The organism is Pelagibacterium nitratireducens, from assembly GCF_037044555.1.
Lineage (GTDB): Bacteria > Pseudomonadota > Alphaproteobacteria > Rhizobiales > Devosiaceae > Pelagibacterium > Pelagibacterium nitratireducens.
The window spans coordinates 3,403,705-3,428,540 of the sequence record NZ_CP146275.1 but is presented as its reverse complement, the minus strand read 5'-3'; the positions used below and the strand labels follow the sequence as shown (position 1 = coordinate 3,428,540).

27 protein-coding genes and 1 tRNA gene are annotated in these 24,836 nt (G+C 59.4%); 20 read left to right on the top strand and 8 right to left on the bottom strand.

The window, feature by feature from the left end; all coding sequences use genetic code 11:
- Positions 1-259 precede the first annotated feature (259 nt).
- Together V6617_RS16840 and V6617_RS16835 are read left to right on the top strand one after the other, a co-directional pair.
- Positions 260-484: a helix-turn-helix transcriptional regulator gene (locus V6617_RS16840; protein ID WP_338608075.1), complete on the top strand. Its 225-nt coding sequence runs from the start codon at positions 260-262 to the stop codon at positions 482-484.
- 309 nt (positions 485-793) lie between these two features.
- Positions 794-2,932 carry a virulence-associated E family protein gene (locus V6617_RS16835; protein ID WP_338608074.1) on the top strand — a complete coding sequence of 713 codons (2,139 nt, stop codon included), beginning with the start codon at positions 794-796 and terminating at the stop codon, positions 2,930-2,932.
- A gap of 280 nt (positions 2,933-3,212) precedes the next feature.
- On the opposite strand, the gene V6617_RS16830 is transcribed toward V6617_RS16835, so the two are convergent.
- Positions 3,213-3,806, bottom strand: a complete 594-nt coding sequence (locus V6617_RS16830) for a hypothetical protein (RefSeq protein WP_338608073.1) — start codon at positions 3,804-3,806, stop codon at positions 3,213-3,215.
- 393 nt (positions 3,807-4,199) lie between these two features.
- Here V6617_RS16830 and V6617_RS16825 point away from each other — a divergent pair, with 393 nt between their 5' ends.
- Genes V6617_RS16825 through V6617_RS16810 form a run of 4 tightly spaced genes read left to right on the top strand, consistent with a single transcriptional unit; the run spans position 4,200 to position 5,889 of the window.
- A complete protein-coding gene (locus V6617_RS16825; RefSeq protein ID WP_338608072.1) occupies positions 4,200-4,988 on the top strand; it encodes a hypothetical protein in 789 nt (262 codons plus the stop codon).
- Positions 4,981-5,250, top strand: coding sequence for a hypothetical protein (locus V6617_RS16820; RefSeq protein WP_338608071.1), 270 nt, complete (start codon positions 4,981-4,983; stop codon positions 5,248-5,250). The genes V6617_RS16825 and V6617_RS16820 overlap by 8 nt, the downstream gene beginning before the upstream one ends.
- Positions 5,234-5,662: a hypothetical protein gene (locus tag V6617_RS16815; protein WP_338608070.1), complete on the top strand. Its 429-nt coding sequence runs from the start codon at positions 5,234-5,236 to the stop codon at positions 5,660-5,662. The genes V6617_RS16820 and V6617_RS16815 overlap by 17 nt, the downstream gene beginning before the upstream one ends.
- Complete coding sequence (locus V6617_RS16810) at positions 5,659-5,889, top strand: hypothetical protein (protein ID WP_338608069.1); 231 nt, start codon at positions 5,659-5,661, stop codon at positions 5,887-5,889. Before V6617_RS16815 ends, V6617_RS16810 begins: the two co-directional genes overlap by 4 nt.
- Before the next feature lie 323 nt (positions 5,890-6,212).
- Here V6617_RS16810 and V6617_RS16805 read toward each other — a convergent pair.
- Positions 6,213-6,302, bottom strand: a tRNA-Ser gene (locus tag V6617_RS16805).
- A 244-nt stretch (positions 6,303-6,546) separates the two neighbouring features.
- Between V6617_RS16805 and V6617_RS16800 the strand changes: the two genes are divergently transcribed.
- Both V6617_RS16800 and V6617_RS16795 read left to right on the top strand, forming a co-directional pair.
- Positions 6,547-6,870: a hypothetical protein gene (locus V6617_RS16800; RefSeq protein ID WP_338608068.1), complete on the top strand. Its 324-nt coding sequence runs from the start codon at positions 6,547-6,549 to the stop codon at positions 6,868-6,870.
- Between the two features lie 123 nt (positions 6,871-6,993).
- On the top strand, positions 6,994-7,581 hold the full coding sequence (locus tag V6617_RS16795) for a DUF2799 domain-containing protein (protein WP_338608067.1): 588 nt from the start codon (positions 6,994-6,996) through the stop codon (positions 7,579-7,581).
- Positions 7,582-7,643: 62 nt separating this feature from the next.
- On the opposite strand, the gene V6617_RS16790 is transcribed toward V6617_RS16795, so the two are convergent.
- Complete coding sequence (locus V6617_RS16790; protein ID WP_338608066.1) at positions 7,644-8,276, bottom strand: peroxiredoxin; 633 nt, start codon at positions 8,274-8,276, stop codon at positions 7,644-7,646.
- A 175-nt stretch (positions 8,277-8,451) separates the two neighbouring features.
- On the bottom strand, positions 8,452-8,733 hold the full coding sequence (locus V6617_RS16785) for a SelT/SelW/SelH family protein (RefSeq protein WP_338608065.1): 282 nt from the start codon (positions 8,731-8,733) through the stop codon (positions 8,452-8,454).
- Between the two features lie 66 nt (positions 8,734-8,799).
- Here V6617_RS16785 and V6617_RS16780 point away from each other — a divergent pair, with 66 nt between their 5' ends.
- The 12 genes from V6617_RS16780 to V6617_RS16725 all read left to right on the top strand — a co-directional run bounded on the left by V6617_RS16780 (position 8,800) and on the right by V6617_RS16725 (position 20,683).
- Positions 8,800-9,753 carry a sugar-binding transcriptional regulator gene (locus tag V6617_RS16780; protein WP_338608064.1) on the top strand — a complete coding sequence of 318 codons (954 nt, stop codon included), beginning with the start codon at positions 8,800-8,802 and terminating at the stop codon, positions 9,751-9,753.
- A gap of 213 nt (positions 9,754-9,966) precedes the next feature.
- Positions 9,967-11,277 carry a sugar ABC transporter substrate-binding protein gene (locus V6617_RS16775; RefSeq protein WP_338608063.1) on the top strand — a complete coding sequence of 437 codons (1,311 nt, stop codon included), beginning with the start codon at positions 9,967-9,969 and terminating at the stop codon, positions 11,275-11,277.
- Positions 11,278-11,410: 133 nt separating this feature from the next.
- The gene (locus V6617_RS16770) at positions 11,411-12,277 is read left to right on the top strand and encodes a sugar ABC transporter permease (protein ID WP_338608062.1); all 867 of its coding nucleotides are present in this window, start codon (positions 11,411-11,413) and stop codon (positions 12,275-12,277) included.
- Between the two features lies 1 nt (position 12,278).
- Positions 12,279-13,109 (top strand): carbohydrate ABC transporter permease, encoded by an 831-nt coding sequence (locus V6617_RS16765; RefSeq protein WP_338608061.1) that lies wholly within the window; start codon positions 12,279-12,281, stop codon positions 13,107-13,109.
- Positions 13,110-13,121: 12 nt separating this feature from the next.
- Positions 13,122-14,120 (top strand): ABC transporter ATP-binding protein, encoded by a 999-nt coding sequence (locus tag V6617_RS16760; RefSeq protein ID WP_338608060.1) that lies wholly within the window; start codon positions 13,122-13,124, stop codon positions 14,118-14,120.
- Between the two features lie 159 nt (positions 14,121-14,279).
- Positions 14,280-15,755 carry a mannitol dehydrogenase family protein gene (locus V6617_RS16755; RefSeq protein WP_338608059.1) on the top strand — a complete coding sequence of 492 codons (1,476 nt, stop codon included), beginning with the start codon at positions 14,280-14,282 and terminating at the stop codon, positions 15,753-15,755.
- On the top strand, positions 15,755-16,471 hold the full coding sequence (locus tag V6617_RS16750) for an HAD family hydrolase (RefSeq protein ID WP_338608058.1): 717 nt from the start codon (positions 15,755-15,757) through the stop codon (positions 16,469-16,471). The genes V6617_RS16755 and V6617_RS16750 overlap by 1 nt, the downstream gene beginning before the upstream one ends.
- 10 nt (positions 16,472-16,481) lie before the next feature.
- Positions 16,482-18,062: an FGGY-family carbohydrate kinase gene (locus V6617_RS16745; protein ID WP_338608057.1), complete on the top strand. Its 1,581-nt coding sequence runs from the start codon at positions 16,482-16,484 to the stop codon at positions 18,060-18,062.
- Positions 18,063-18,242: 180 nt separating this feature from the next.
- Entirely contained in the window at positions 18,243-18,707 is a 465-nt protein-coding gene (locus V6617_RS16740; RefSeq protein WP_338608056.1) for a hypothetical protein, read from the top strand.
- On the top strand, positions 18,707-18,934 hold the full coding sequence (locus tag V6617_RS16735; RefSeq protein WP_338608055.1) for a helix-turn-helix transcriptional regulator: 228 nt from the start codon (positions 18,707-18,709) through the stop codon (positions 18,932-18,934). The genes V6617_RS16740 and V6617_RS16735 overlap by 1 nt, the downstream gene beginning before the upstream one ends.
- Positions 18,931-19,911, top strand: coding sequence for an NAD(P)-dependent alcohol dehydrogenase (locus V6617_RS16730; protein ID WP_338608054.1), 981 nt, complete (start codon positions 18,931-18,933; stop codon positions 19,909-19,911). Before V6617_RS16735 ends, V6617_RS16730 begins: the two co-directional genes overlap by 4 nt.
- A 211-nt stretch (positions 19,912-20,122) precedes the next feature.
- Complete coding sequence (locus tag V6617_RS16725) at positions 20,123-20,683, top strand: dienelactone hydrolase family protein (RefSeq protein WP_338608053.1); 561 nt, start codon at positions 20,123-20,125, stop codon at positions 20,681-20,683.
- Between the two features lie 233 nt (positions 20,684-20,916).
- On the opposite strand, the gene V6617_RS16720 is transcribed toward V6617_RS16725, so the two are convergent.
- Genes V6617_RS16720 through V6617_RS16705 form a run of 4 tightly spaced genes read right to left on the bottom strand, consistent with a single transcriptional unit; the run spans position 20,917 to position 24,768 of the window.
- The gene (locus V6617_RS16720) at positions 20,917-21,927 is read right to left on the bottom strand and encodes an ABC transporter ATP-binding protein (protein ID WP_338608052.1); all 1,011 of its coding nucleotides are present in this window, start codon (positions 21,925-21,927) and stop codon (positions 20,917-20,919) included.
- 14 nt (positions 21,928-21,941) lie between these two features.
- Positions 21,942-22,997, bottom strand: coding sequence for a Gfo/Idh/MocA family oxidoreductase (locus V6617_RS16715; RefSeq protein ID WP_338608051.1), 1,056 nt, complete (start codon positions 22,995-22,997; stop codon positions 21,942-21,944).
- Positions 22,994-23,833 (bottom strand): carbohydrate ABC transporter permease, encoded by an 840-nt coding sequence (locus V6617_RS16710; protein ID WP_338608050.1) that lies wholly within the window; start codon positions 23,831-23,833, stop codon positions 22,994-22,996. The genes V6617_RS16715 and V6617_RS16710 overlap by 4 nt, the downstream gene beginning before the upstream one ends.
- On the bottom strand, positions 23,833-24,768 hold the full coding sequence (locus tag V6617_RS16705; protein ID WP_338608049.1) for a sugar ABC transporter permease: 936 nt from the start codon (positions 24,766-24,768) through the stop codon (positions 23,833-23,835). The genes V6617_RS16710 and V6617_RS16705 overlap by 1 nt, the downstream gene beginning before the upstream one ends.
- Between the last annotated feature and the right edge of the window lie 68 nt (positions 24,769-24,836).

Here is a 24,836-nt window from a genome sequence, read left to right as displayed (position 1 = left end):
TGGGCAGGTTAACGACTAGGGTTTCGGGCGACGAAAGAAACACCACGCGCGGCGCAACCGCGTTTGCAAGCCGAAGATGAAACGGAGCCATTACTGAATTTCTTCTTGACGTGTCGTGGTGGCTCAGGGATGCTTGTGTTGTCGCTGAGCATTAGACTCGGCGGTGCAAGCGGTTGGATGACCGAAGGCCGGAGGGGAAGCCCTGGCGCTCGCAGTGGATGCTGCTGACACGTCACCCCATTCCGCTTCGAGGTTAATTATGATGACCGCACCAGCCCACGATACAATCCTCACTGTTGCCCAGACCTGCCATCGTCTTTCACTGTCAGAACCGACGCTACGCCGCTACATCAAGGCGGGCATTGAAGGTTTCCCCCGCAAGATTCAACTTGGTCCGCGCCGCGTTGGCTTTTCGAGCCGTGATGTGGCCGCTTATGTGGACCGCCAGCGCCAAGCTGCAATGCATATCCCTGAACACTCATAATCGCTCATTTGTGCTCGCTTTTGGTTAGCGAAAATGGTGAGTAACAGAAATTATTCAATGAAATGAACAGATTGAGCGGACAGACACTCCGCAAGTTCATTTGTTGACATTGATTCGCAAAAGGCTGATCGTTTTTTGCTTTCGAGCGGATCATAGGAGGGCGGGGTGTCAACTTCAGCAACATGCTGATTGCCTGCCCTCCGATTAGAACCGAGCCGGATGGCTCATGCCGGTTGACCCGGTGCCTATGCGGTGGATGCCGCTTTGCGCGTGACAGCGCTTCGTATGATCCAACCGAAGGCATTTCCGATGACTATTTCGACCGACGCTGCGCCCGATGGCGAGATTTCGTTCACCTACTTCACATCGTATACCGATTCAATTGGCGAACGCCGCACAGCACCTTTTGACCAATTGTGCGATTGGATAGCGACCCATCCCCCTATGGCCGCTACGAAAGGCGGGCTTCCGCTCATCAAGCTAGCGACTTTTGTCGATAATCATCGGAAAAATGAGAAGCTTGAGGCGGTTTTCGGGATCGAAGGCGACTATGATGGTGAAGCGCTCCATCCCTATGCTGCGAGTGCCTTGCTCGCGGCTAAGGGCATTCAGGCCCTGATCTACACGTCACCCAGCCACCAGAATGGCGCGCCACGCTGGCGTGTCGTGTGCCCCCTGTCTAACCCGGTGGCAGCGGAAGAGCGACACGAGTTAACCAGCCGCCTGAACAGCGCTCTTGGGGGCATTCTCGCGCCAGAATCGTTTGTAGCTTCGCAATCCTACTACGTTGGGTCTGTGACTGGTGGTGAGCCTGTTAAAACATGGCGCGTGGATGGTCTTCCGCTTGATCTGGTGGAAGGTCTGAAACCTGTTGGCCCACCCGAAGCCGCAAGTGGGTTCGGTGGTAAGCGCATTCAGCCCGGCGAAGGTCGTCGCGCTCCAAATTTTGAAATCGCGCTTGCCGCTTTGCAAAGCCGTGACCCGTCCGATTTCAAGAGCCGCCGAGAATGGCTACTTTTCAGTGGATCGTATTGCACTGCTACGCACGGTTTTCCAGATGCCAAGAAACATTGGATGGCATGGAACGAACCTTACGAAAATAACGATCCGGCTGCCAATTCCAGAGCGTGGCATGGCTTTGAGCGATATGGTGCGAACGGTGATTTTCATACGCTCGCTTCAATGGGCTACGATCCGGCTGCAAAAGCGCTAGCTCAATTCGGGGACGGTCCCGCGCCCATGCCACAACTGCCCTTTCCGCCTGGACAAAAGCCAGTCCATTTCCTTGACGATGGCTCCGGCTGCAAGATCGACCGTTTAGTTTCGAGTGAAATATATCTGCTTTTGCGAGACAACATCGGCACTCTGATCGGCTTCAATGAGTTTTCCGGAAATATCGTCAAGCGCGGTCCAATGCCTTGGGACCCCGAGGCTACCGGCAGGCCGTGGACTGCGACCGACGATGCCTACTTGCGAGCTTACATTCAGCGAGGGTCGGGCAAAAGTCCGCCAACCGAAGCTTTGAATGAAGCCATCGTTTTGTTGGCTGATCGTAACAAATTCGACCCGATAGCTGATCGCCTCAACGAACTGCAATGGGATGGCGTGCCACGACTAGATAGCCTTCCGTTGATGTTTACCGCCAAGAATGCCGACTTTGCCCGGATCGCACTCCGCAAAGTCATGATTTCAATTGTGGCACGGGTGTTTCAGCCGGGGTGCAAGGTGGACACCGTACTTGTTTTGGAAGGCGAACAGGGCACCGGCAAATCGACAGCCGCTGCAATATTGGCTGGTGGTGATGATTACTTTTCTGACCATCTGCCACCGATGCACGAGAAGGACGCCGCCGCTCATCTCCAAGGCAAACTGATTGTCGAAATTGCCGAACTTTCCGCAATGCGCCGATCAGATGTCGAGGAAGTGAAGGCCTTCATCAGCCGTCGAACCGACAAATTTCGTCCAGCCTACGGCAAGCACGATATAACCTGCCAGCGCCGATGTGTGTTCATCGCGACAACCAACAGCGATGAATACCTGCACGACGACACCGGCAATCGCCGGTTCTGGCCGGTCAAGATTTCCGGCAACATAGACCTTGCCGCGCTTGAAGGTAGCCGCGAACAGCTATTTGCCGAAGCGGTGGTTGCATATCGGCAGGGTGAACCTTGGTACTTTAGCGCTGCGGAAGCGGCTCTAGCACAGTCCGAGCAGTCCGAGCGCGTCGTCACGGATTCATGGCAAGAACCGATCCGTCGATTTTGTGCGAGCAACGAAGTTTCTGGTCAGTTGATCACAATGGAAAGGATTGTGAGCGAAGGCTTGCGACTTCCCTACCAACACCAGAACACAGGCGTTACCAAGCGGGTGAAAAGCATTCTGCGAACGCTTGGCTTTCGACCGACGCGCAATGCCACCCAACGTTGGTACGAACGGAAACCACAATGACAGAGCTATGACGCTAGAGTGTCCCAAAGTGTCATAGCTAACTCATTGAAATTGTGCCCGCAATTATTCAATGACACTTGTGACACTGAAACTGGCCACCTTTCTATAAGCACACACGTAGGACCGCATCCGCCGCTATTCTCCACTCGCTACCTACTTCACTGTCATAAGCGTCATAGTGTCATTTTTGTAATAAACTCAAATGGTTAGTAATGACGCTGAAAATTGAATAGTGTCATTGCAGCGTCAATGCGCGTCCAAATCCCAATGCTTCAAAAAGCTACAGGCTAGCCACATCGGTAAGGCGACAACCATTGTTGCTTAGCGTGCCGGTAGCCGTTTCAACGCTCATGCCGCCAAATCCATTACGGCCACGATATTCCATTATGATGGTGTGCTGACCGTTGTTGACCGGCGTTATTCTAGTTTCGATATGCTCGAAGCTGCCCGGCTCACGCATGGAATTTTTCACGGTATCGACAAGAGCTCTATTGGAACCATCCCACGATGAGAGGCAGTGAAAGCCCTTTCGCTCGTCTTCGGCTTGTTCAGCTGCCCGCGTGGATACGGCCTGCGAACCGGTCGAGCCCGATCCACCGGGCTGACCTGACCCAATCCACATTATTGCGAAGAGGCCTCCCCACACGAGCAGTCCGATTATGAAGAACACGTTCCCCTTTTTCTTCGGAGCTTTGGGAGCTTTCGCCTTTTTGGAATTTTTGGCACTGGGAGGCTCAACATAGAATTCTTCTTCGGGTTCGACTGCCCTATTGTTTTCGATAACCGATGCCTGCCCAGTCAGTCGCAACCGAGCCGCGCGCAATTCATCGGCGCTGATTTCACCAGCAGCGCGCATCGTCGCCAGTTCAGCCAAAATCGCCTCTACATCGCGTTTCTCGCTTTGCCCCTTATCCGATTCCGAATGAGACGACGCCCCACCTAGAGTTGGCTCCTGCCTGTCCACGCTTGCCCCCAAATGCAATAAAAGTGGAACGTTTCCGCAATTGAAAGTCGGACGCAAGCTCTATTTGGAATATTGGCTAACCCGCGTCAGCGCGCGAGGAACGGAACGAAAAACCGAAATCGGGAAAAGGAGCCGAACAAAGCAAATAAAAGCCGAGAAAATGGAAGTATACTTCCGTTGGTCAATAATGGTGATCACCGGCTGGGTATAAAATAAATATTGTATTTCACCATGTGGTGATATTTACAGCAAGAAATTTGATCGTCATGCTCACTTCACATTAAAGCGTGAAGGAATACTAATATGTTCGAATTTCAAGTTCAAAGGAATGCAGACGGCACCATTGCACTCGGTGTTTCTGGGAGCGATAGCAGAGCCTATGCCGCTGCCCGCCCTGCCGAGGAATTCAAGGCGCTTAACGAGAACTACAACGTTCTCGCCAATGAGATGGACCGCATCAGTATCGATGCGTCCAAGCTTGCGGAAAAATTGAAGCCTGATGCATATCAAGAGGCTTTGACCGAACGGTTTGCCGCGATGACTGATCATTTTCAGCGGCTCCAAACCGCCGTGGCCAAAGTGAAGCAAGACAATTTCGATTACGAAACGAACCGTGACCTGATCCCTCAAGCTGGACCGATCACGCCAGAAATTCGTGACATTCGGGCTAGACTTGCATTGATCAGCAAGAGCGAGCTTGCGCAGAAACTGTTGGATAATGCATCGCTAGCCGAACTCGACGCTGCGTTGCGCACCGATGGTTTTGATGCCCTCGAAATTGACCCAGAATTGCGAAAGCGCCTTGAAGCCCGCCGTCTTGAATTGGCGCACGCAGAATGGATTCGCAAGCATATTTCAGAAGGTATTCGTCAAAAGCCGACGCTGGAAAATCCGACACCGTTGGCTCACGAGATTAACGAACCAGAGTTGAGCAAGATCGTTGCCGACGCTTCAGCCCAACGCCTTCGCCGGATCGATGATGCGGACAATGCGCAACAGTTCTTGAAGCAGTTCGTCAATGTGGTTGCGGTTGCCACCGCAACAACGCCCGCCAACGCTTGGGCTAAACTTATGGGGCAGTCCGATGCGTGAGAAGCCCTACAAGTGCCAGCTTCCCCCAACCGTGACACTTCCAACGGGATCGATCACGCCCGCGCCGCTGGTGCGCAAAGCTCTTGGCGGGAAATGTAGGCAAACATTAATCACATGGCGCGCCCATGCCGGGTTTCCTGCCATGTATCTGCCCGGTGGTTACGATCACACGCGAGCCGCTTATTTCACTGATGAAGTTGCCCGCTGGTTGACCGAGCGCGGGGTAATTGTTGAGCGGAGTGGCGATGATGAACGCCCATAATTTTGGTAAATCATGGGCACCGGAGCGAACCCCTCGTGGTCAATTCGCAAAAGGGTCCGGTGGTCGTCCCCATGGGGTGAAAGGCAAAAAATCGCGCGAAGCTTTGGAACAAGTAAAAAGCTTCGGTCCTGATGCTCTCGCCGCATTGCGTGAAAGCGTGGTCGCCAAAGAGCGTTGGGCGGTGGAGTATGTGCTCAATCGCTTGTTGCCCTCAAGTGGTCGCTTGATTGAATTCGAGGATATGACCCCTGAAGACGTGAGCGGCGCGCTCAAGGATGGCGACATCTCGCCAGTTGAGGCGAAAGACGTTGCAGCGGCCCTCGCAAAATTGGCCGAAGTATCTGACATCGAGCAGTTGCGCGAACGTTTGGACGAACTCGAAAAAGCCTTCGTGAAGGGTCCGAACTCATGACCATTCGGCAGTCAGATAAAAAACGGATCAAGGCCCTAGCCGAAGTCGCTCAATGTCGCCAACGATCTAAGCCCACAATGACCGTTGATGAAGCCGCTGCTGCATACGAGCAGTCCTTAAATAAACCCTTCGTTGCACGTGGCGACGATGACACGCCACGAATCCTGACGACGCACACCGTCGAGGAAGCCGCAGACATTTACAGGCGTTATATCGAGGAAAACTGACATGACCGAGCCGCGCCCCAACCTTGAAAAAGTGGCCAACCTTTCGGAGCCTGACTGGCGGGCACTATGGTCGGGGGTCAAAATGTTGAACGCCTATACGCCCGAAGCCGACTTTCCCCCGCATCTCCATGCCCAAACTTGGCGGCTAATGCGGCAATGCGGGGCGAAGGTCCAGTCCTATGGCACCATGAAATTGGTGGCATGGTCGCTTTGTTACAATCGCCTCACAATCGAGCGTTTGCGGAACTGGTGAGTGCTCGGTGGTTAGTCGCTGACTTCAAAATCCCAAAAAAACCAGAAAACTAGCGATTTTTGGGGTTGATTGGCGGAGAGAGAGGGATTCGAACCCTCGAGACGGTTCCCCGCCTACACACTTTCCAGGCGTGCGCCTTCGACCACTCGGCCATCTCTCCGCGTGGGTGCCCGATTATCCGGCTTTGCGGTCCCTGCCAAGGGGCGTGAGGCAAAAAAGGCTGCAAAACTTTTCTTTGGCCGGATCATTTGGCCCGCCGATGCGTTGCACGCAGGCGGGTTAAGCACGATTGGAGATTCCGATTGCCCTTTGCCCGGCCCCTCGTGCTATTGTTAATAAAGCCTTGCGGAATGATGAAAAGCCCAGCAAATGGAGCCGGACCGGACAAGGCAGGGACGAGTGTCATGCGTGCTGTACTGAGAATATTGGCTGCGGCCTTTCTGGCCCTTTCGGTCGTGCTTCTGGTTGCCGATGGAACCGCCATGCTGGCCGCAAATGCTTTTACGGCGACGCCCTTGGCGGCAACGATCGCCAGTCTGTTTCCCGGCACGCTGGAATCGGTGCAACTGGCCGTTCAGGACAATGTGCATCCCCTGCTCTGGGAGCCCACGCTCACCACATTGCTGGCCTGGCCCGGCTGGGCCGTGATTGGCGCGGTGGGTTTGGTGCTGGCGCTTTTGGGACGCTCCCGTTCACGCCGGCGCATGGTCAGCATCGACCAGTTCTAGCGACATCGCAATTGCCTCGGCGACCGTGGGTGGAGTTTCGCGCGCTTCGCCCGCGCTGATCGGGTTGCCAAGTGTGCACGGCCCGCCCTATGGTCCGATCCTGTTATCTGGGGTGCCTGATCGATGCAGAGACTGTTGATTGTGTGCGCAGCGCTTTTCGCTGCTCTGCTTCTCGCATCATGCGCGACCCTGTCCCAGGAACAATGCGAGGCGGGCGATTGGCGCGCCATCGGATTTAACGATGGCGCCGATGGCCGCCCGGCCGATCGCATATCGAGCCATGCCGAGGCCTGCTCCGAATACGGCATTTCTGTTGACAATGCGCTTTATCAGACCGGTCGTACCGAGGGCCTGAGGGTCTATTGCCGCCTGAGCAATGCCGAGCGGAAGGGACGGTCGGGCGAGCGCTATTTCGGCGTTTGCGAAGGCGAGTTGGGCGTCGCCTTTGCCCGTGTTCATGCAGCGGGCAGGGAGGTGTTCAATCTCGAGGCCGAACTCAACAGTCTCGATAGCGAAATCGACGCCAAGCTGGCCGAACTCCGCCGCGGTGATCCCACGCCCGAACAGGTTGCGGCGCTGACGCGGGAACTAACCATACTGCAGACCGAACGCCGCGTGCTCGAACTGCGTGTGCGGTCCGCCGACCAGAGCCTGTCAGCGCTGCGCCGCCAGGAGGAAAACCGGCTCTCCCAGGTCGGTATTGCGTATTGATCTCGGCCAAAAGAAAAGGGCCGATAAGGGCCCTTTCCGATATGCAATCTGAGGCCTGAAAATCAGGCGCCCGGCTGCTTGACGATGCGCAGATAGGGTTTGACCTCGTTCCAGCCCTCGGGGAATTTTTCCTTTGCCTGCTCGTTGGTGACGGCCGGGACGATGATGACGTCTTCGCCGTTCTTCCAGTTGACCGGCGTTGCCACCTGATGGCTGGCGGTCAGTTGCAGGCTGTCGATCACCCGCAGGATTTCATCGAAATTCCGGCCCGTCGAAGCAGGATATTCGAGCTTGAGCTTGACCTTCTTGTCCGGCCCCACAACGAAGACCGAACGCACCGTCAGCGTGTTGTCGGCATTGGGGTGGATCATGTCGTACTGGCGGGCGATCGTGCCATCGTCGGCAATCAGCGGAAAGTTGAGCGCGGTGCCCTGGGTTTCCTCGATGTCTCTGGCCCAGCCTTCGTGGTCTTCGATCTTGTCGACCGAAAGCCCCAGCACCTTGACGCCGCGCTTTTCGAATTCGGGTTTGAGCTTGGCGGTATACCCGAGCTCGGTCGTGCAGACCGGGGTGTAATTCTTGGGGTGCGAAAACAGCACCGCCCAGCTTCCATCGATATAATCGTGAAACCGGATTTCCCCTTCCGTCGTCTGCGCGGTGAAATCGGGGGCCGTATCGCCAATCAGAATAGCCATGTGCTTTTCTCCTTATCCGTGCCCGAAGATTGGGCGAATGGATCAAAAACTGTCCCATCCAATATGGGTTCTATTGCATTGCCTTGAACCGCGCGCCGGGGAAATGTTTTCCCCAATTGGGCTTTAGGGCGGGCAAGGCTTTGCGAGAGAACGTCATCGCGAGCAAACCAGCGGATCAGCGGTCAATATGGCCCAGATCGCGGCCCGGGTCGATCACATCGCGCACCCTCTGTTTCAGCGTCTTGACGTCGGGAAATCCCCCATCGCGCTCGCGCTCCCAGATCAGCGTGTCTCCGCCGGCAATTTCAAAGGTCCCGCCTGTTCCCGGCACCAGCGTCACCCCGGCCAGTTCGGTCCCGAAGGTCGAGAGCAGTTCCTGGGCCATCCAGCCGGCACGCAACAGCCAGTTGCATTGCGTGCAATAGGTTATGGTAATGGCGGGTTTGCCAGGCTCCATAGTCTCTCATCCTTTCCATGTAGGGCGATGCGGTATATCTAACCCATTGATCAGGGGGAGAACACCGTGCCGCCGCGTTCGGAAGCCACTCGCAACAAGCTCGACGATGCCGCCCGCGCCGGGTGGCTCTATTACGTTGCCGGCAACACCCAGGATGAAATCGCCGCAAAGCTCGGCGTGTCGCGCCAGAGCGCCCAGCGGCTGGTTTCCCTTGCCATCTCCGAAAAGCTCATCAAGGTCCGCCTCGACCACCCCATCGCCAATTGCCTCGAGTTGTCCGCCCGGCTTCGGGAGCGTTTCGGCCTGCGTCTTGCCGAAATCGTCCCCTCCGATCCCGGCCACCCCGATACCACCCTGGGGGTTGCCGACGCGACGGCCCTGGAGATCGAAAAAATTCTCTCCGGCTCCAGCCCGGTCATTCTCGGGGTCGGCACGGGCCGCACCCTCAAGGCCGCCGTCGATCTGCTTCCGGCCATGGACTGCCCCCAGCACAAGATCGTGTCCTTGACCGGCAATATCGCCCCCGACGGTTCGGCCGCCTTCTATAACGTGATCTTTTCCATCGCCGACAAGGTCAAGGCGCCGTCCTTTCCCATGCCCCTCCCGGTCATCGCCGCCACGGCCCATGACCGCCAATTGCTGCACAGTCAGGTCGGCATCGAAAAAAATCTCGCCCTTGCCGCACAGGCCAGCGTGTCCTTTGTGGGTGTTGGCGATCTGGGGCCCAATGCTCCGCTTTATGAGGATGGGTTCGTCACCCGCGCTGAACTCAAAGCCCTGCAAAAGGCCGGGGCAGTGGGCGAAATGCTCGGTTGGGTCTTCGATGCCGGTGGCGAGCTGGTCTCGGGCATGACCAATGAACGCGTGGCCTCGGCCCCCTTGCCCTCGGGTGAGCGGGCGCTGGTCATCGCCGCGGCCCGCGGCCCCAACAAGGTCGCCGCCATCCGCGCCGCCGTGGCTCGTGGGCTGGTCAACGGGCTGATCACCGACGAAGACACCGCCGCCCAGCTTCTGACCTGACCTCACCGCGCCCAGCGTTCCCGTTCGTTGGCCCCATCTCCCCACCCTCGCTACCCCGGCGATACCGCTCCGCAAACACGGCCGCTAAGGTCTGCCCTTGAGCAATTTCCCCAGCTATGAGCAAAAGCCCCTTGACATTATGCCGCAGAAAATGAGTAATTGCCCACGCGTATAGCAAATGCTCATTCTTGGAGCATATGGGAGGATTACCATATGAAGTTACGCTCGATCATCATCGGGTCGTGTTCGCTGTTTGCCCTGGCAGCCGGCGCGCAGGCCCAATCGCTCACCATCGCCACCGTCAACAATGGCGACATGATCCGCATGCAGGGTCTGTCGGACCGCTTCACCGAACAGACCGGTATCGATCTGGAATGGGTGACGCTGGAAGAAAACGTTCTGCGCCAGCGCGTCACGACCGACATCGCCACCGGCGGTGGCCAGTATGACGTCATGACCATCGGCGCATACGAAACCCCCATCTGGGCCGCTCAGGGCTGGCTTGCCCCGCTCGACGATCTGGGTGACGACTACAACGCCGACGACCTGATCCCCGCCGTGCGCGAGGCGCTTTCGGTCGATGGCACCCAGTACGCGTCTCCGTTCTATGCGGAGAGCGCCATGATCATGTACCGCACCGACCTGTTCGAAGAGGCCGGTCTGGAAATGCCTCAGGAGCCCACCTGGGAATTCATCGGCGAAGCGGCTCGGGCCATTACCGACCGCGACAATGAAATTTACGGCATCTGCCTGCGTGGCAAGGCCGGCTGGGGCGAGAACATGGCGTTCATCACCGCTCTTGCCAATTCCATGGGCGGCCGCTGGTTCGATATGGATTGGGAACCCCAGTTCGACAGCCCCGAATGGAACGAGGCGCTCACCTATTACGTTGACCTGATGACCGACGCGGGCCCTCCGGGTGCTTCGTCCAACGGGTTCAACGAAAATCTGGCACTGTTCCAGCAGGGCAAGTGCGGCATGTGGATGGATGCCACCGTCGCCGCGTCCTTCGTCTCCAACCCCGATGAAAGCCAGGTCGCAGACAGCGTCGGTTACGCGCTGTTCCCGACCAATGGTGAATTCGACAACCACGGCAACTGGCTGTGGGTCTGGTCGCTGGCCGTTCCGGCTTCGAGCCAGAATGTCGATGCCGCCAAGCAGTTCATCGATTGGGCGACGTCCGAAAGCTACCTCGAAATGGTGGCCGAGGAAGAGGGTTGGGCCAACGTTCCCCCGGGAACCCGCACTTCGCTCTATGAAAACCCGGCCTATACCGAAGCGGCCCCGTTTGCCGATATCACCCTTGAGGCGATCCAGTCGGCCAACACCACCAACTCCTCGGTACAGGACGTTCCCTATGCCGGCGGCCAGTTCGTGGCGATCCCCGAATTCCAGGGCATCGGCACGTCGGTCGGCCAGATCTTCTCGGCGGCTCTCGCCGGTCAGGTCAATGTCGACCAGGCCCTTGAGCAGGCCCAGCAGACCTCGCGTATGGAAATGGATCGCGCCGGTTACTACCGCTAGCATCTGATCTCGAGGGGCCGGAGTCTTTCGGCCCCTCCACCCGCCCGCATTGAGACTTTCGGCCCCGCCCCAAAGAGCGGACACAAATACTTCGCGATCCCCCCAATCGCGCGCCAAGGTCAGGGAGAGGACAATGGCAACAGCTCAAACCCAAACAGCGGCCCGGTTCATGATGGCCCCGTCGGTCATCGCGCTTCTGATCTGGATGATCGTGCCGCTTTCGATGACCGTCTGGTTCTCGTTCCAGTGGTACACGGCCTTCCGTGCGCCCGAGTTTACCGGCTTTGCCAACTACACCTACTTTTTCGCCAACCCCAACATCTGGACGGTGTTCTTCAACACCCTGATCCTTGTGGGGGGCGTTCTGGCCATCACCCTTGTCGGCGGCACCCTGCTGGCGCTGTTGCTCGATCAGCCCATGTTCGGGCAGGGCATCGTGCGCCTCCTGGTCATCGCCCCGTTCTTTGTCATGCCCACGGTGTCCGCGTTGGTGTGGAAGAACATGCTCATGCACCCGGTCAATGGGCTCTTCGCCTGGATCGCGCGAACCTTCGGGCTCCAGCCGGTCGATTGGTTCGCCCACGTTCCCCTGTTTTCGGTCATTATCATCGTTGCCTGGCAATGGCTGCCCTTTGCAACGCTCATCCTTCTGACCGCGCTGCAATCGCTCGATGAGGAACAGCGCGAGGCCGCCGGCATGGACGGCGCGGGACCCATATCGCTGTTTTTCTACATAATCCTGCCCCACATGAGCCGCGCGCTCACCGTGGTCATGCTTATCCAGACCATCTTCCTGCTCTCGGTGTTCGCCGAAATCTTCGTCACCACCAATGGCGGGCCGGGCGTCGCCACTACCAATCTGCCGTTCCTGATCTATCTCCAGGCCCAGTTCCAGTATGATTTCGGTCTGGCCTCGGCCGGCGGCATCGTCGCCGTCATCCTCGCCAATATCGTCGCGATCTTCCTGCTTCGCGTCGTCGGCAAGAACCTGGAGGCGTAACATGGCCCGTGCGATATCAACTCAACGCAAAGTTGGCTTCACGGTCTTTGCCTGGCTCATCGCCTTCGTGATCTTTTTCCCGATCCTGTGGACGTTCCTGACCAGCTTCAAGACCGAGGGCACCGCCATTGCGACCCCGCCCCAGTTCCTGTTCTTCAACTGGACGCTGGAAAATTACGAAACGGTCCTCGAACGCTCGAATTATTTCCGCTTTCTGGGCAATTCGATCATCACGGCCGTCGGCTCGACCCTTCTGGGCCTGGTCATCGCCATTCCCGCCGCGTGGGCCATGGCGTTCTCGCCCACAAAGCACACCAAGGACATCCTGATGTGGATGTTATCGACCAAGATGCTGCCCGCCGTCGGCGTTCTTGTGCCCATCACCATGCTGTTCCGCATGGCGGGCCTGACCGACACCCATCTGGGGCTCACCCTGGTCCTCACCCTCATCAATCTGCCCATCATCGTCTGGATGCTGTTCACCTACTTCAAGGAAATCCCCGTCGATATCCTCGAAGCGGCCCGCATGGATGGCGCGTCCCTGCGCCAGGAGGTGATCTATGTGCTCACCCCCATGGCCATCCCCGGCATCGCCTCGACCATACTGCTCAACATCATCCTGGCCTGGAATGAATCGTTCTGGACCATCGTTCTGACCACCACCCAGGCAACCCCGCTCCCCGCGTTCATCGCGGCCTATTCTTCGCCCGAGGGCCTGTTCTGGGCCAAGCTTTCGGCAGCATCGATGATGGCCATTGCGCCCATCCTCATCATGGGCTGGTTCAGCCAGAAACAATTGGTCCGCGGCCTGACCTTCGGCGCGGTTAAGTAGGGAGGTAAGGATATGGGATCGATCACACTCAAAAACGTTCAAAAGAGCTTCGGCGGCGTCACCGTCATCCCCGACATCTCGCTCGAGATCGAGGACGGCCAGTTCGTGGTCTTCGTCGGCCCCTCGGGCTGCGGAAAATCCACCCTGCTGCGGCTGATCGCCGGGCTTGAGGACGTTACCTCCGGCCAGATCCTCATCGATGGCGTGGATATGTCAAAGGAAGCGCCCGCCCAGCGCAAGCTCTCGATGGTGTTCCAGTCCTACGCGCTCTATCCCCACATGAGCGTGCGCGGCAACATCGCCTTTCCTCTCAAGATGGAAAAGGCGCCCAAGGAAAAGATCGACGCGGCGGTCGACAACGCCGCCTCGATCCTCAATCTCACCGATTATCTCGACAGAAAGCCCCGCCAGCTCTCGGGCGGCCAGCGCCAGCGCGTTGCCATCGGCCGCGCCATCGTGCGCCAGCCCAAGGCCTTCCTGTTCGACGAGCCGCTTTCCAATCTCGACGCCGCCCTGCGGGTCAACATGCGGCTCGAAATTTCCGACCTGCACCAGAAACTCAAGACCACAATGGTCTATGTCACCCACGATCAGGTCGAGGCCATGACCATGGCCGACAAGATCGTCGTTCTGCACGCCGGCCGTGTCGAGCAATACGGCTCTCCGCTCGAACTTTACACAAAACCCGCCAACAAATTCGTCGCCGGGTTCATCGGCAGCCCCAAGATGAATTTCATTGAAGGCGCCGAGGCGAAAAAGTTCGATGCCCACACCATCGGCATCCGCCCCGAACATCTCGCCGTGTCCAAAGAAGGCGGCATCTGGTCGGGTACGGTCAAGGTTTCCGAGCATTTGGGGTCCGATACCTTCTTTCATATCGATGTGGCCGGCATTGGCACTTTGACCGCCCGCGCGGCTGGCGATGTGCCCTTCAAGCACGGCGAAACGGTCACCCTCGCTCCCCAGGATGGCCGCATCTACAAGTTCGACGCGTCGGGCAATGCCCTCTAGAGCGTGTCCAGCAAAAGCATGTCCTCGACGCGATCGGGGATGGAAACGGTTTTGCGGTTCGGACACGCGACAAAACAAAGGTTAAGAGCCGAGGATTTGATCCAATCAAATCCTGAACGGCTCTAACGCAAAGAACACCATTCGAGGATCAGCGGCATCATGAGTGTCAGACTAGCGGCAAACTCTCTCTCCTCCTTGCCCGGATCGGTCGCCGTGCCGCGCTACGATCACTCGAATCTCGCGGCGGGGATCGTTCATTTCGGCGTTGGCAATTTCCATCGCGCCCACCAGGCCGTCTATCTCGATGACCTCTTCAATCTCGGGCAAGACCACGATTGGGGAATCGTGGGGGCTGGCGTGCGCGCCAACGATGCCGAAATGCGAAAGATCCTCGCCGCGCAGGATTACCTGTCCACCGTGGTCGAGCAGGAAGCCTCGGGCACCACTGCGCGCATCACCGGGCCCATGGTCGATTTCCTCGATCCGGGCGATCCGGCCGCGATCATTGCAAAACTCGCCGATCCCGCCATCCGCATCGTCTCGCTCACCATCACCGAGGGCGGCTATTATCTCGACGCGGCCGGCAATTTTAACCCCAACCATCCCGATATCGTCGCCGACGCCGCAAACCCCACAGCACCCAGGACCGTCTTCGGCATCATTCTTGCCGGTCTCAGGGCCCGGCGTGAGGCAGGGGTTGAGCCCTTCACCATCATGTGCTGCGACAACATCCCCCACAATGGCAAGGTGACGCTCAACGCCGTGGCCGGGCTTGCCGCTCTGTTCGACAGCGAAATGGCCGATTGGGTCCGCCGCTCGGTCGCCTTCCCCAACGGCATGGTCGATCGCATCACCCCGGCAACCTCGGATCGCGAACGCGCCATGGTCTCCGATGAATACGCCATATCCGACGCCTGGCCGGTGTTTTGCGAAACCTTCAGGCAATGGGTGCTCGAAGACAATTTCCCCTCCGGCCGCCCCGCGCTCGAAAAGGTCGGCGTGACCTTTGTCGATGACGTCTCCCCCTGGGAGCTGATGAAGATCCGCATTCTGAACGGCGGGCACGCCGCCATCGCCTACCCGTCGGCCCTCATGGACATCCATTTCGTCCATGAGGCCATGGAACACCCGCTGGTCGCCGCCTATCTCGAAAAGCTCACCCGCGACGAGATCATCCCCGTCGTGCCCCCGGTGCCCGATACCGATCTCGACGCCTACCGCCGCAAATGCGCCCAGCGCTTCGCCAACCCCAGGATCGGCGACACCATCCAGCGCTTGTGCCTCGATGGCTCCAACCGCCAACCCAAATTCATCCTGCCCTCGGTCGAGGATCGCCTCAATTCCGGCGCCTCGATCACCGGCCTTGCGCTGGTCTCGGCCTTCTGGTGCCGCTATTGCTATGGCGTCACCGATTCCGGAACGCCGATTGCGCCCAACGATCCAAACTGGGATCGCCTGCAGGCTGCAGCCATCCGCGCCAAGGACGACCCGAAAGCCTTCCTGGAGATGAAGGACATTTTCGGCGCCGCCGCCGAACACCGCGATTATATCGCCGCGTTCAGCAACGCGCTCGGCACCATCTGGGAATTTGGCGCCCGCGACACCCTCACGCGCTACATTCAGGGCAAGCTTTGATGGATGTTGCGCCGGCCCGCCGATCTCAAGCAAGGGGACCGGCGCTGATCATCTTCGATTGCGACGGGGTGCTCGTCGATTCCGAACCCATCGCCATCGATGTGCTTGTCGAAACCGTGGCCGCGCTCGGCGTTCACATCCCCACCGAGATCGCCTATCGCGATTTTCTCGGCCGCACGCTCAAGACGGTCTCGGCCTCCCTTGCCGCCGATCACGGCGTCACGATGGACGACACCGCGCTCGAAGACATGCGCCATCGCCTCTATGCCCGCTACAAAAGCGCGCTCAAGCCCATGCCCGGCATCGCCGATGTCCTCGATGCGCTCGATATCCCCGCCTGCGTGGCGTCGTCCAGCGTTTCCGAACGCATCGAAATCAGTCTCAAACTGACCGGGCTTTACGACAGGTTTGCCCCCGACATCTATTCGGCCACCATGGTCGCGCGCGGCAAGCCCGCCCCCGATCTCTTCCTTTTTGCCGCAGAGCAGATGGGTTTTGCCCCCGCCGAGTGCGTGGTCATCGAAGACAGCCCCGCCGGCGTTGCTGCCGCCAAGGCCGCAGGCATGGCCGTCATCGCCTTTACCGGCGGCAGCCATATCGGCCCCGCCGGTCTAAAGCCGCAACTGGCCACATTGAACCCCGATGCCCTGATCGACGATTTGCACAATCTGCCCAGTGCTCTAAGGTCTCTCTCGAGGAAGATTTCGCGTATCTAGAGGCCATTGCATGACCGCCCTTCTGGTTGCCGTCGATGTGGGAACGACCAGCGCAAGGGCCGGGGTGGTCACGGCGCAAGGCGATATTTTGGGCCGCGCCGAAGCGCCCATCGATATCCGCCGCGAAGGCGCCATCCGCGCCGAACATCGCTCGGAAAACATCTGGTCCGCCGTCTGCGTCGCCGTCCGCGAGGCTATGGCCACGGCCAATGCCGATCCACTCTCGGTCAAGGCCATCGCTTATGCAGCCACCTGCTCGCTTGTCGTTCTGGGCAGGGACGGGGGCTCCTTGCCCGTTGGCCCCGATGGCGAGGAGGGTTGGGACACCATCGTCTGGCTCGATCACCGCGCCATGCGTGAGACCGCCGATATCAATGCCACCGGCCACGATGTTCTTGAATTTTCCGGCGGCGCGCTCAGCCCGGAAATGGAAATCCCCAAGCTTCTCTGGCTCAAGCGCAACCTGCCCGCCATATGGCAAAAGACCGGCTACATGTTCGACCTCGCCGATTTCCTCGCCTGGAAGTCGAGCGGCTCGATCGAGCGCTCCCAATCGACCCTCACCAGCAAATGGAGCTTCCTCGCCCACCAGCCCGATGGGTGGCCCACCGATTTTCTCGGAGCCATCGGTCTTGACGATCTGCTCATCCGCGCCAGCCTGCCGCGCACGGCGTCCCCCATCGGCGCTCCGCTCGGCAATTTGACGGCAAAAGCGGCGCGCGAGCTCGGTCTGCCCCGCTCGGTCGTGGTGGGCACCGGAATGGTCGATGCCCATGCCGGTGCATTGGGCGTGCTGGGCACCTATACCGAGGACCCATTGGGCGTTGATCGGCATCTGGGCCTGGTTGCCGGCACCTCGAGCGCCGTCACCGCGCTGGCCAAAGCCCCCCGCCCGACCCCCGGTTTGTGGGGACCTTATTATGGCGCGGTCCTCCCGGGCTTCTGGCTCACCGAGGGCGGCCAGTCCGCCTCGGGCGCCGCGCTTGATTACATCATCCGCGTCCACGCCTCGGGCGCCGCACCCACCCCCATCATGCATGCTGAAATCATCAACCGTATCAAGCGCTTGCGTGAAACCGACCCCGACCTCGCCCCCCGCCTCCACATCCTTCCCGATTTCCACGGCAACCGCTCCCCCTTCGCCAATCCCGCAGCGCTCGGGGTCATTTCCGGCATGAATCTCGATTCCTCTTTCGACGGGTTGTGCAAGCTCTACTGGCGCACCGCCGTCGCCATCGCGCTCGGTGTGCGCCATATCCTTCAAACCCTCAACGCCACCGGCTATGCCATCGATACGCTTCACGTCACCGGCGGCCACACCCGCAATCCGCTCTTGATGGAACTCTACGCCGATGCCACCGGCTGCACCGTCCACGAACTCCCCGACGCAGACGCCATGATCCTTGGCACCGCCATGGCCGCCGCCACCGCCGCCGGCCTCTACCCCCGCCTCACCGCAGCCGCCCACACCATGCGCCACACCTCCGTCACCCGCACGCCCGACCCCTCCCGCAAGGCGCGCTATGACACCGACTACGCAGTGTTTTTAAAAATGCACGCCCACCGGCGCGAGATCGAAGCGATGTTGTGAGCGGGATTGTGGCTTTATCCGCACCCATCGCTGCTCCGGCGAAAGCCGGAGTCCAGCAGCCCCAGCCGGGCCGCTGACACGAATGAATGCCAAAAATGCGCGTCATAATGTTAAATATAATTGACATCCCGCAAAAAATATCGCACACAACGCCAACAATATCTTCCATTGGGGCGTGTGATGAGCTTTCGGGAAAAGAACGCATGGATTGCGGTGGTGACCACGTTGGTCATCTGGACGGTCTATTTCTGGCAGGTGGGCAACGCGGCGCTGTCCGGCACGCTCGATGGCGACGCCATCTTCTGGCTTTTCGTCTGGTGCCTTGGCATTTCCATCGCCATCATGCTGCCGGTCAATATCGCCGCCGCCATCCTCGCCCGCCAGAACATGGACGCCCCGCCCGACGAACGTGAGCGCGAAATCGATGCCAGGGCCAACAGGATCGGGCTTATCCTTCTCGAATGGCTCATGGTCGCCGTGATCCTTTCGAGCGGCCTCATCGCCGGTTTTGCCCGCGAGGTTTATGCCGCCGATCCGGCCGGGGCCACGGCGATCATCTTGATAAACCTCATGCTTTTCGCGCTCGCCTTTTCGGCCCTGACGCGTGAAATCATCCAGATCGTCCATTTCAGGATGCTCGACTGATGGCCCACCCCCCGATCACCAACCAGATCCGCCGCCTGCGTTTCGAGCACAACGAGATGACCCAGCAGGAACTGGCCGACCGCATCGGCATGACCCGCCAGACCGTGGCGTCCATCGAACACAACAAATATTCCCCCTCCCTCGAAGCGGCCTTCCGCATCGCCGAAACCTTCGGCGTGCCCATTGGCGAGGTGTTTTTCTGGAAGGCCGAGGAGCCCAGAAAATGACCATCCCCACCACAATGAAAGCCGCCATCGTCACCGCCTATGGCGGGCCCGAAATGGTCGAAATCCAGACCCGCCCCGTGCCGATGCCGCGTGATGATGAAATCCTCATCAAGACAATCGCCACCACCGTCAATTCCGGCGACGCCCGCATGCGCGCCCTCGATGCGCCGGCGGGCATGAAAACCCTCATGCGCCTCGCCATCGGCATCACCCGCCCGCGCCAGCCGATCTTCGGCACCGAGATCGCCGGCACCGTTGTCGCTGTCGGTCCCCAGGTCTCCCGCTTCGCCATCGGCGACGAAATCATCGCCTTCCCCGGCACCGGGCTTCGTTGTCACGCCGAATTTGTCGCTGTTGCCGAACGCAAACCCATTGTCAAAAAGCCGCAGAACCTTTCGTTCGATGAGGCCGCGGGCCTGTGCTTCGGCGGCACGACGGCGCTCCATTTTCTCCGCAAGGCAGACATAAAACCGGGAGAACATATCCTCGTCATCGGTGCGTCCGGCGCTGTCGGCTCGGCCATGGTGCAACTGGCAAACCATTTCGGCGCCAAAGTCACCGCCGTCGCCAGCGCCGCCAACGCCGATCTGGCCTTAAGCCTTGGCGCCGACACCGTCATCGATTACGCGACCACCGACTATTCCGCCGTCTCGTCGGCCTATGATGTGATCGCCGACACCGTCGGTGCCACCGATTTCCAACGCTGCCTTAAAGCACTCAAGCCCGGCGGGCGCTATCTTGCCATTGCCGGCGGCATCGGCGACATGCTGGCCCGCCCAAAGGATGGCAAGCGCCCCATCGCCGGCATGGCCGCCGAACGCCCCGAGGACGTCGCCTTCCTCGCCGATCTGGCAGCAAAAGGTGAATACCGGGTCGTCATCGATCAGACCTTCGGTTTCGATGATATTGCCCAGGCTCACGCCCGCGTCGACAGCAAACGCAAGCGCGGCAGCGTGGTGGTTCGCGTCGGCGAATAGAATGTCCCGCTCCTTGCGTCATCCCGGGCGAAGACCCGGGAACCAGTAACCGGCAGCGCCGGCAGTTCTGTCTCATGGCCAAGGTCTGGAACGCGTCCAGCAAAAGTGGACTTGATCTCGTCTCCAGCCCCTGCCGATTTCCACTTGGCTATCCCTGCCTTGACAGAACAAAATAAGAACGACATGCTGCCCGCACCAAAGGAGGTGCACAATGGCCCATGTCGTTCTGTTTCATTCCATTCTCGGCCTGCGGCCCGTCGAAGGCGAAATCGCCGCCGTGTTCGAGGCCGATGGCCACACGGTCATGCTACCGGACCTGTTCGACGGACAATCGGCCGACAATTACGATGCCGCCTTCGCCCTGCGCAAGGAAGTGGGAACCGACGCCATAATGGAACGCGCCCGGGCAGCGGTCGAAGCAGCGCCGCCCGAAGCCGTCCTCTCTGGTGTTTCCTTCGGTGCGTCGTTGATCGGAGAATTCTGGGCCGATCGCCCGCAAATGGCCGGAGCCCTGCTCTTTGCAGGCATCACGGACTGGATGGACCCGCCCACGCCCGGTCTGCCGGTTTCGGTGCACATCGCGCGCCCCGATCCGTTCGATGACGAAGACTATTTCGCCGATTGGGTGGCACAAAAAGGCGAGGCCGATCTCCAGATGCACCGCTATGACGGCGCCGGCCATTATTTCCTCGACCCCAGCCGCGACGATTACAACGAAGCCGCCGCCAAACTCTGCCTCGACCGCTCGCGCGAGTTTCTAAAGGGCCTCTGAGGCGCTTCAGCCAGCAACCAGATGTTCATCCACCCACCACGGTCATCCCGGGCGAAGACCCGGGATCCAGTAACCGGCAGCGTGATGGTGCTTCGCCGGGCGGTGCCGGAACGCCATGCACAGGAGCGGCGATGGGGCTCTACCCTTCGCCGCCTCGTCATCTTCGGGCTTGACCCGGAGATCCGCACCGCAGCCCCACCCCCAACGGAAATGGTGTTGGCACAGTCCTCACCTCAAACCCCGGCCCGAACCGCCTTGCCCGCCTCATCGAACAGATGCCGCTTGGCTTTCTCGAACGTCACGAACACCTTCGAGTCCGGCGCAAAATAATGCTCGCCGAACAGCCGCGCCGTCAAAAGTCCCGCCTTCTCGTTGCGCAGATAAAGATTGGTGTCGGCGCCGAGCTGTTCGATATGGACCACCTCGCAGCCCAGATCGCCCGATGTCTGTGAAACGCTCATATGCTCGGGCCGGATGCCGATGGTCTTGGCCGAAGTTTCCCCCAGCGCGCCCGCGTCGATGAAATTCATCTGCGGCGAGCCGATAAACCCGGCAACGAACAGATTGGCCGGGTTGTTATAGAGCTCCATGGGCGTCCCGATCTGCTCGATCCGCCCCGCATTCATCACGACGATCCTGTCGGCCAGCGTCATGGCCTCCACCTGATCGTGCGTCACATAGACCATGGTGGCCGAAAGCTCGCGATGGAGCCGCGCGATTTCGAGCCTTGTGTTGACCCGCAGCGCCGCGTCGAGATTGGACAAAGGCTCGTCGAACAAGAACAGCTTGGGCTTGCGCACCACGGCCCGCCCGATCGCCACCCGCTGGCGCTGCCCGCCCGACAATTCGGCCGGCCGCCGCTCAAGCAGCGGATCGAGCCCCAGCATCTTGCTCGCCACACCCACCCGATCCTCGATTTCCGATTTCGCCGCGCCCTCCTGTTTCATCGCCAGGCTCATGTTTCCCTTCACCGTCAGGTGCGGATAGAGCGCATAGGACTGGAACACCATGGCGATGCCCCGTTTGGCGGGCGGGGTGGCGTTGACCATGTTGCCATCGATCTTGACCGTCCCCGCGCTCGCATCTTCCAGCCCGGCAATGATCCGCAAAAGCGTCGATTTCCCGCAACCCGACGGCCCCACGAAAATAACGAACTCGCCCTCATCGACCGAAAGGTCGATCCCGTGCAGAACGTCGGTGGACCCGAAGGTCTTCTTGATGCCGGAAAGTTCGAGAGCGGTCATTATTGATCCTCGTTTCACAAATCCACCGGCTTGCCGGTCCTAATCGATTCATCGGCGGCAAGGCAGATGCGCAGCGATTGGACCGCATCGCTCATGTGCCGGCCCAGATCGACATCCTCGACAATCGCCCGATAGACATAATCCTGTTCCCGCGCGCACAGGGCGTCGTGCCCCGGCTCTCCCTCCATCGACAACATCTCGTCTTCATGGATGAATTCCCCATCGCCGCCGAGATCGGCCCGATGAATGCGGATGCGATCGGTCTTGGTGTGGGTCTCATGATCGGACGATTTCGCGCCCTCGTCCATGACGATCGACACCGAGCCTTTCGGCGTTAAGATGTCTTTGACGAAAAACGCGGTTTCCGAAATCATCGGCCCCCATGCCGCCTCGTACCAGCCCACCGACCCGTCATCGAACATCACCTGCAGATGTCCGTAATTATACATCTCGGGCGCAATCTCGTCGGTCAGCCGCACCCCCATGCCGCGCACCTGAACGGGTTTGGCGTCGGTGATCTGGCACATCACATCCACATAATGCACCCCGCAATCGACGATCGGAGACGTGGTCTCCATCAGCGTCTTGTGCGTGCGCCAGAACCGCCCCGCCGATTGCTGGTTGAGGTTCATGCGAAACACAAACGGCCCGCCCAATGCCCGCGCTTCGGCGATCAACCGCACCCAGGAAGGGTGGTGGCGCAGAATGTATCCAACCACCAGCTTTTTCCCCAGCCGCGTCGCCGTTTCCACCACCCGTTCCGCATCGGCCACACTGGTTGCCAGCGGCTTTTCGATAAACACATGCGCGCCCGCTTCCATAGCGGCCACGGCATAGTCGGCATGGCTGTCCGAATAGGTGTTGATCGAGGCAAGATCGGGCTTCGTCGCCTCCAGCGCGTCGTAAAAATCGCTCCAGTGCGGATAATCGGTCAGCCCCTCCGGCACGGAGTCTTTACTGCGCGTCACGACCCCGACAATCTCGTATCCGGGGTGGTTGTGATAGGCCATGGCATGCGCCCGTCCCATATTGCCCAGCCCGGCAACGAGCACTTTAATGGGTTGGCTCATTTGACGGCTCCCGAAGTGATGCCGCGGATCAATTGCCGCGAAAAGATAAGATAGAGGACCAGAACCGGGATGATGGCCAGGGTCAGCGCCGCCAGCACCGCGTTCCAATTGGTCACGAACTGCCCGATGAACACCTGCGCCCCCAGCGTCACGGTCTTTGTCGCCTCGGCCGGTGCCAGGATCAGCGGAAACCACAGATCGTTCCAGATCGGGATCATCGTGAACACCGCCACCGTCGCCATCGCCGGCCGCACCAGTGGCAAAACCAGCGTGAAAAAGATCCGGTATTCCGATAGCCCGTCCACCCGCCCGGCATTTTTGAGATCGGCGGAAACCGTGCGCATGAATTCCGAAAGGATGAAGATCGCCAGCGGCAGCCCTTGCGCCGTGTAAACCAGGATCAGCGCGGTATGGGTATTGACCAGCCCGGTCGCCACCATGATCTGCAGGATCGCCACCGTCCCCAGCCGGATTGGGATCATGATGCCCAACGCCAGATAGAGCGCCATCAGCGGATTGCCCCTGAACCGGTATTCCGAGAGCGCAAACGCCGCCATGGCGCCAAACAGCAACACACAGAACAGCGACGCCACCGTCACGATCAGCGAGTTCTGGAAATAGAGCAGGAAATCGCCCTGGTTCGTCACCGTTTCGAACCCGATCAGGGAAAAGCTCTCCGGGTTGGGCAGGGCCAGCGGATCGGAAAAGATCGCCCGCCGGTCCTTGAAGGCGTTGATGACCACAACGAACACCGGAAACAGCGCAATCAGCGTATATCCGATCAGCACCGCATGGGCGGCAAGGGCGCGGGGCAGGGAGGCACGGGCCGTATTCATCAGAACTGGTACCTCCTAAGCCGCGTCTGGATGCCGAACAGATAGATCGAAACCCCCACGAGAATGATCAAAAACATCATTGTCGCGATCGCCGAGCCCATATTGGGGTCGCCCTGCTGGAGCTGGAAGCCAAAGAAGGTGCGATAGAGCAGGGTGCCTAAAATGTCGGTCGACCCGTTCGGCCCCGCCTGCGCCCCCTGGCTGACATAGATCAGATCGAAGGCGTTGAAATTGCCCACGAAGGTCAAAATCGAAATGATCCCGATGGTCGGCAGGATCAGCGGCAACTGGATCTTGAAGAACTGCTTGGCCCCCGTCACCCCGTCGATTTCGGCCGCCTCGATCACCTCGTCGGGAATCGAAAGCAGCGCCGCATAGATCAGCATCATGGGAATGCCCACGAACTGCCAGACCGAGACCAGCGCCAGCGTGGTCAGCGCCGCGCCTTCCTGGCCCAGCCAGGGCGAAAACAGGCTCCGCAGCCCGATGGCGTCGAGCATGTTGGGCGCGATCCCCCACAGCGGCGACAGGATCAGCTTCCAGACAAACCCCACGATCACGAAGGACAGGATGGTGGGGATAAAGATCGCCGTGCGGTAAAAGCCCCGCAGCCGCAGATTGGGATTGGACAGGATCGCCGCCAGCAACACCCCGATAGGGTTCTGGACCACCATGTGGATGACAAAAAACCAGAAATTGTTGGCAAGCGCATTCCAGAAGCTGGAGGCCCAGCGCGGGTCGCCAAACAACGTTATGAAATTGCCCAGACCCACAAAGGCCCGTTCGCCATCCACGGTGTTGAACAGCGACTGGAACAGCGTCGAAAACAGCGGGATAATCATGATGGCGGTATAGACAAGCACCGCCGGCGCCAGAAACACGGCGATATGCCAGCGCCGCGCCGGTTTGGGTAGGGTGTCCTGGTCCACCGCCATGATGATTTTCCCTTCGGAAATTCAAGGGATCGGGCGACGCGCGCCGCCCGATCCGGTTTGCAATCGAT